Genomic DNA, 5,755 nt, shown 5'->3' with positions numbered 1-5,755 from the left:
GCCGCCGGGGCCGCCGCCGGAGGTGGGGCCGGCCAGGGGGTTGGTGCCGTTGGACGTGGTGGAGGCGGCCGCGACGGCGTAGGCGCCGGGGCCTGCCAGGCCCGCGGCCACGGCGAGGGCGAGGCCGGCGACGGTGGCGCGTGTCCCGGCGCGGCCGGAAACCCGTCCCGCGATAAGGGCGGCGGCGGCCAGGACGGTGGCGGCGGCGACGGCCCACCGCAGCCACGGGTTCCAGGACGGGGTGCGGTCCAGCAGGACGAACGCCCACGCGCCCGTGACGGCGACGCCCGCGGGCAGCACCCACGCCCAGGCCCGCGACGTGCGGTGGGCGCGGGTCAGCAGGACGGCTCCGGCGCCGGTGAGCGCGGCGATCGCGGGGGCCATCGCGGTGGAGTAGTAGGGGTGGAAGGTGCCCTGGGCGAAGCTGAACACCACGTAGTGGACGGCGAGCCATCCGCCCCACAGCAGCAGCGCGGCGCGTGCGGGGTCGGTGCGGGGGCGGCGGCGCAGCAGGACGAGTCCGGTGGCCAGGGCGAGTACGGCGAACGGGATGAGCCAGGAGATCTGGCCGCCGAGGATGTCGTTGAACAGACGCCCGGCACCGGACCGGCCGCCGAAGCCGCCTCCTCCTCCGGGGCCGCCGCGTCCGCCCGGGCCGCCGCCCTGGCCGAGGATGCGGCCGAGGCCGTTGTAGCCGACGACCAGGTCCCAGGCGGTGCCGTCGGTGCTGCCGCCGATGTAGGGGCGGGAGCGGGCGGGGATGGCGTCGACCAGCAGCGTCCACCACAGGGAGGAGGCGGCCAGGACGGCGCCGGCGGCGAGCAGGTGCCCGATGCGGCGGGCCGGGGCGGGCCGCGCGGCGACCAGGTAGGCCAGGGCCAGCGCGGGGACGACCAGGAACGCCTGGAGCATCTTGGTGTTGAAGCCGCATCCGACGAGGAACGCGGCGAGGAGCAGGGGCCGCAGCCGGCCGGTGTCGATGGCGCGCTGGCAGGCCCAGGCGGCGGCGACCAGGAACAGCACCAGGAGGGTGTCGGGGTTGTTGTCGCGGTTGATCGCGACGGTGATCGGGGTGAGGGCCAGGACGGCGGCGGCGGTGAGCGCGGCGGCGTGCCCGAAGGCGCGGCGGACCGTCGCGTGCAGGACGGCGACGGCGGCGGCGCCGGCGGCGACCTGCGGGAGCAGCAGGCTCCAGGTCCCGAATCCGATGACGCGGGCGGTCAGCCCCATCGCCCACAGGGCCATGGGGGGTTTGTCGACGGTGATGTAGGAGCCGGCGTCCAGGGAGCCGAAGAAGAACGCCTTCCAGCTCTGGGTGCCGCTCTTGACGGCGGCGGAGTAGTAGGAGTTGGCGTCGCTGGCGGCCGTCAGTCCCCACCCGTACAGGGCGGTGGCGGCGATCAGGACGGCCCACAGGGCGGGGCGCGCCCAGCGGGGGTCGCCTTCGGGTCCGAGGAGCAGGCGGCGGGCGCGGCCGCGGGGCGCGGTGTGCCCAGCGGCAGGCGGCGGGGTGAGGGTGGAGGTCATGCCGGGGTGCCTCCGGTGCTGTCGTGGGCGGGCGGGGGCGCGGCGACGGTCTCCGCGGCGTGCCCCGTGGCGGGTGCGGCTGCGGGTGCGGCGGGGTGGTCGCCGAGGCGGCGGGGGTGGAAGATCCAGGCGCGCATGAGCAGGAACCGGGCGAGGGTGGCCAGGGCGTTGGCGGTGACGAGCGCGGCGACCTCGACGGCGCGTCCGGCGCCGGGCGCGGCGGCGTGCAGCAGGGCCAGGCCGCCGGTGCTGAGGGCCAGGCCGAGCAGGAACGCGGCGCCGCCTTCGAGCTGCTGGCGCATGGCGCGGCGGGGGCCGGTGACGCCGAAGGTGAAGCGGCGGTTGGCGGCGGTGTTGCCGACGGTGGTGACCACCAGGGAGAGGGCGTTGGCCCACAGCGGCCCGAGGAACAGGCGCAGCAGGACGAACAGGATGAGCTGGGCGAGGGTGCTGAGGACGCCGATGACGGCGAAGGCGGGCAGCTGGCGGGCCATGCCGGCGGGGAGCGCGTCGGCGGCCCGGCCCGCGGCGGCGGGGCCGCGGCGCCCGCCGACGGGGGCGCGGAACGCGCCGGTGAGCATGCGGCGGGCGACGCGGGCCATGCCGCGCAGGTCGTCGCGGGCGGTGCGCAGGACGTCGACGCGGCTGTCGGGGTCGTCGACCCAGTCGACGGGGACCTCGTGGATGCGCAGCCCGTTGCGTTCGGCGAGCAGCAGCAGCTCGGTGTCGAAGAACCACTCCTCGTCCTCGACCGAGGGCAGCAGCGCCTGGACGATCTCGGTGCGGGCGGCTTTGAAGCCGCACTGGGCGTCGGTGAAGCGGGCGGCCAGGGCGGTGCGCAGCAGCAGGTTGTAGCAGCGGGAGATGATCTCGCGGCGGGGGCCGCGCACGACGGCGGAGCCGCGGGTCAGGCGGGAGCCGATGGCCAGGTCGCTGTGCCCGGAGATGAGGGGGGCGACCAGCGGCAGGAAGGCGTCCAGGTCGGTGGACAGGTCGACGTCCATGTAGGCGACGACGTCGGCGTCGCTGGTGCCCCACACGTGGCGCAGGGCGCGGCCGCGGCCCTTGTCGCGCAGGCGGACGGCGCGGACGCGGGGGTGGCGGTCGGCCAGGTCGCGGGCGATCGGCCAGGTGGCGTCGGTGCTGGCGTTGTCGGCGACGGTGATGCGGAAGGGGTAGGGCAGGGTGTCGGCGAGGTAGGCGTGCAGGCGTTCGACGCTGGCGGCCAGGACGCGTTCCTCGTTGTGGACGGGGACGACCACCTCGACGAGCCGTCCCCGTCCGCCGTGGTCGTGCGGCGGCGGGGGCGGCGCGGCGGGCGTGCCCGGTTCGGTGATGAGGTGACTCATGGGACCGAGGTTCGGGGGCCGGTGTGGGAGGGCGGTGAGCCGCGTCTTAACGCCGCATGAGAAACCCGCCGGGTGGTCAGTCGCCGGGGCCGGGGGTGCCGGGGAGGCGGACGCGGGCGAGGGTGCCGCCGCCGGGGGCGGGTTCCAGGGCGACGCTTCCGCCGCATTCGGCGACGACGCGCGCGACGATGGACAGTCCGAGGCCGGAGCCGGGCAGGCTGCGGGCCGACGGGGAGCGCCAGAACCGTTCGAACACGTGCGGCAGGTCGGCGGCGGGGATGCCGGGGCCGTGGTCGCGGACGGTGAGTTCGCCGTCGTGCAGGGCGGCGGTGACGGTGCCGCCGGGCGGGCTGAACTTCACGGCGTTGTCGAGGAGGTTGACGATGGCGCGTTCCAGGGAGGCGGGGTCGCCGTGGACGTGCCAGGGCCGGGCGTCGCAGGTGACGGTGAGGCCGGGGCCGCGCAGGCGGGCGCGTTCGACGGCGCGGTCCAGGACCTCGTGCAGGGCGACGGTCTCGTGGACGGGGGCGGTGTCGGCGGGGCGGGCCAGTTCCAGCAGGTCGCCGACGAGGCTGGACAGTTCCCGCATCTGCGCGCGGACGCTGGCCAGCAGGTTGCGGCGGGTCTCCTCGGGCAGGTCGCGGCCGGCGGCCTCGGCGCGCAGCAGCAGGTCGATGTTGGTGCGCAGGCTGGTCAGGGGGGTGCGCAGCTCGTGGCCGGCGTCGGCGATGAGCTGCTGCTGGCGTTCGCGGGAGGCGGCCAGGGCGGCGGTCATGGTGTTGAAGGAGCGGCTGAGCCGGGCGATCTCGTCGGTGCCCTCCTCGGGGATGCGGGTGTCCAGGTCCTCGGTGCGGGCGATGTGCTCAACGGCGCCGGTGAGCTCGTCCACGGGCCGCAGCGACGCGCGGGCGATCATGAGGCCGGCGGCGGCGGACACCAGGACGCCGAGGGCGGTGACGGCGGTGAGCAGCAGCGCCAGGTTGTCCAGGGGGCCCCGGACCTCGTCGAGGGAGATGGCGTAGGACACGGCGGCGGGGGTGCCGTCGGGCAGCCGGAACGAGCGGGTGAGGATCCGGACGCCGTCCTCGGCGCCGGTGGCGGTGACGCCGGTGCCGTCGTGGTAGACGTGGTCGCGTTCGCCGCGGGCGACCCGCGCGTCCTCGGCGCCGACCTGGAGCGCGCCGGCGCCGGGGACGGTGCAGCGCCGCCCGTCGGCGCGGACCAGCTGCATGATCTCGTAGGGGCCGGGCGGCGGGTTCTGGGCGCCGGTGCCGGTGGGGTCGGAGGAGCAGGCGGCCAGGATCGCCTCGGGGCGGCGGGGCAGGCGGGGGCCGTGGAAGGGGGGCTGACCGTCGCGGTAGCCGCCGTCGCGGGCGCCGGGCGGGCCGCCCGACACCGCGCCGAGGCGGCGGTCCAGTTCGCGGTACAGCTGGTTGCGGGTCAGCAGCCATCCGGCGCTGGCGCAGGCGGCGACGGCGAGCGCGACGGCCGCGGCGGTGAGCAGCGCCATGCGGGCGCGGAGCGTGAGCCTCCGGGTGAGGCGCCGGGCGACGGGGGCCCGGGTGCTCACGGGGACGCCGCCGGGCGCAGCACGTACCCGACGCCGCGGACGGTGTGGACGAGCCGCGGCAGCCCGCCCGCCTCGGTCTTGCGCCGCAGGTACATCACGTACACGTCCAGGGAGTTGGAGGCGGGTTCGAAGTCGAATCCCCAGACGGTCTCCAGGATCTGCTCGCGGGTGAGGACCTGGCGGGGGTGGGTGAGGAACATTTCCAGCAGCATGTACTCGGTGCGGGTGAGTTCCAGGGGGCGCCCGGCGCGGGTGACCTCGCGGGTGAGGGTGTTCATGCGCAGGTCGTCGAAGGCCAGGACGTCGCCGGGTGCGGTACCGGGCGCGGTGCCGGCGGGGGCGGTCATGGCGGCGCGGCGCAGCATGGCGCGGACGCGGGCGAGCAGTTCGTCGAGGTCGAACGGCTTGGCGAGGTAGTCGTCGGCGCCGGCGTCCAGCCCGGTGACGCGGTCGCCGACCATGTCGCGGGCGGTGAGCATGAGGACCGGCATGGTGGCGCCGAGGGCGCGCAGCCGCCGGCAGGTGGTCAGGCCGTCCATGCGCGGCATGAGCACGTCCAGCACGACCAGGTCGGGGGTCTCGCGCTCGACCTGGTCCAGGGCGGTGACGCCGTCGGCGGCGCCTTCGACCCGGTAGCCCTCGAACTCCAGGCTGCTGGTCAGGGACTCGCGGACGGCGGGTTCGTCGTCGACCACGAGGATCCGCGGGGGCGGTGCGTCCTGCGGGCCGGGTTCCATGTACTCACGGTAGACAGCGCCAGTGGGCGGCCCGGCCGCCGGCGGGTGTTTCTCATGGTTCTTTCAGAAACTTCTGAGGGCCGGTTCAGCGTTCGCCGTCGGGGCGCGCGCCGAGGTCGAGGCCGGTGTCGGTGTCGGTCTCGGCGGTGGCGTCGGCCCACGCGTCGCCGCCGGCGGCGGGTTCGGTGGTCTCGACGGTGGCCTTGATGACGACGGCGGTCGCGGCGGCCGGGCGGGGCGCGGCGGGGCGGGTGGCGGTGGTCCAGGTGGTCTTGGCGACGTCGACGACGACGTCGCGGGACACCTCGACGATGATGCCGCGCAGGGTGTCGCGCAGGGCGAGCTTGAGGGCGTCGCGGAGCAGTTCGCGCAGGACGGCCTCGACGGCGGCGGTGGCGGCGCGGGCGGCCAGGTCGCGGGCGGTTCGGGCCAGGGCGCTTCCGGCGGCGGCGGTGAGCAGCCCGGAGGCGGTGCGGGCGGCGCCGCGCACGGCGGGGTCGCGGCCGGCGCGGGCGGCCAGGTCGGCCAGCGGCGCCAGTTCGGCGGTGGCGCCGGTGGCCTCGGCGGCGCCG

The 5,755-nt window shown here is 76.4% G+C and carries 5 protein-coding genes; all 5 read right to left on the bottom strand.

The window, feature by feature from the left end; genetic code table 11:
* Positions 1-1,527, bottom strand: a 1,527-nt coding sequence (locus ABWI04_RS41285; protein ID WP_353835819.1) for a glycosyltransferase family 39 protein, incomplete at its 3' end; no start/stop codon positions are given.
* On the bottom strand, positions 1,524-2,876 hold the full coding sequence (locus tag ABWI04_RS41280; protein ID WP_353835818.1) for a bifunctional glycosyltransferase family 2/GtrA family protein: 1,353 nt from the start codon (positions 2,874-2,876) through the stop codon (positions 1,524-1,526). The genes ABWI04_RS41285 and ABWI04_RS41280, both read right to left, overlap by 4 nt.
* Positions 2,877-2,952: 76 nt before the next feature.
* Positions 2,953-4,446, bottom strand: coding sequence for a sensor histidine kinase (locus ABWI04_RS41275; protein WP_353835817.1), 1,494 nt, complete (start codon positions 4,444-4,446; stop codon positions 2,953-2,955).
* The gene (locus ABWI04_RS41270; RefSeq protein ID WP_353835816.1) at positions 4,443-5,183 is read right to left on the bottom strand and encodes a response regulator transcription factor; all 741 of its coding nucleotides are present in this window, start codon (positions 5,181-5,183) and stop codon (positions 4,443-4,445) included. Before ABWI04_RS41270 ends, ABWI04_RS41275 begins: the two co-directional genes overlap by 4 nt.
* Before the next feature lie 85 nt (positions 5,184-5,268).
* The coding region (locus ABWI04_RS41265; RefSeq protein ID WP_502913222.1) for a hypothetical protein at positions 5,269-5,755 on the bottom strand (487 nt) is incomplete at its 5' end.

The sequence above is a fragment of the Actinomadura sp. NPDC000929 genome (assembly GCF_040492065.1).
In the GTDB taxonomy this organism is placed as follows: domain Bacteria; phylum Actinomycetota; class Actinomycetes; order Streptosporangiales; family Streptosporangiaceae; genus Spirillospora; species Spirillospora verrucosospora.
The sequence above is the reverse complement of the archived record's forward strand: the minus strand, read 5'-3'. Positions and strand labels throughout refer to the sequence as shown.

Excerpts from the sequence above, each read along its gene's own strand:
- ABWI04_RS41280 (WP_353835818.1), bottom strand. The coding sequence starts at position 2,876 with ATGAGTCACCTCATCACCGAACCGGGCACGCCCGCCGCGCCGCCCCCG.
- ABWI04_RS41270 (WP_353835816.1), bottom strand. The coding sequence starts at position 5,183 with ATGGAACCCGGCCCGCAGGACGCACCGCCCCCGCGGATCCTCGTGGTC.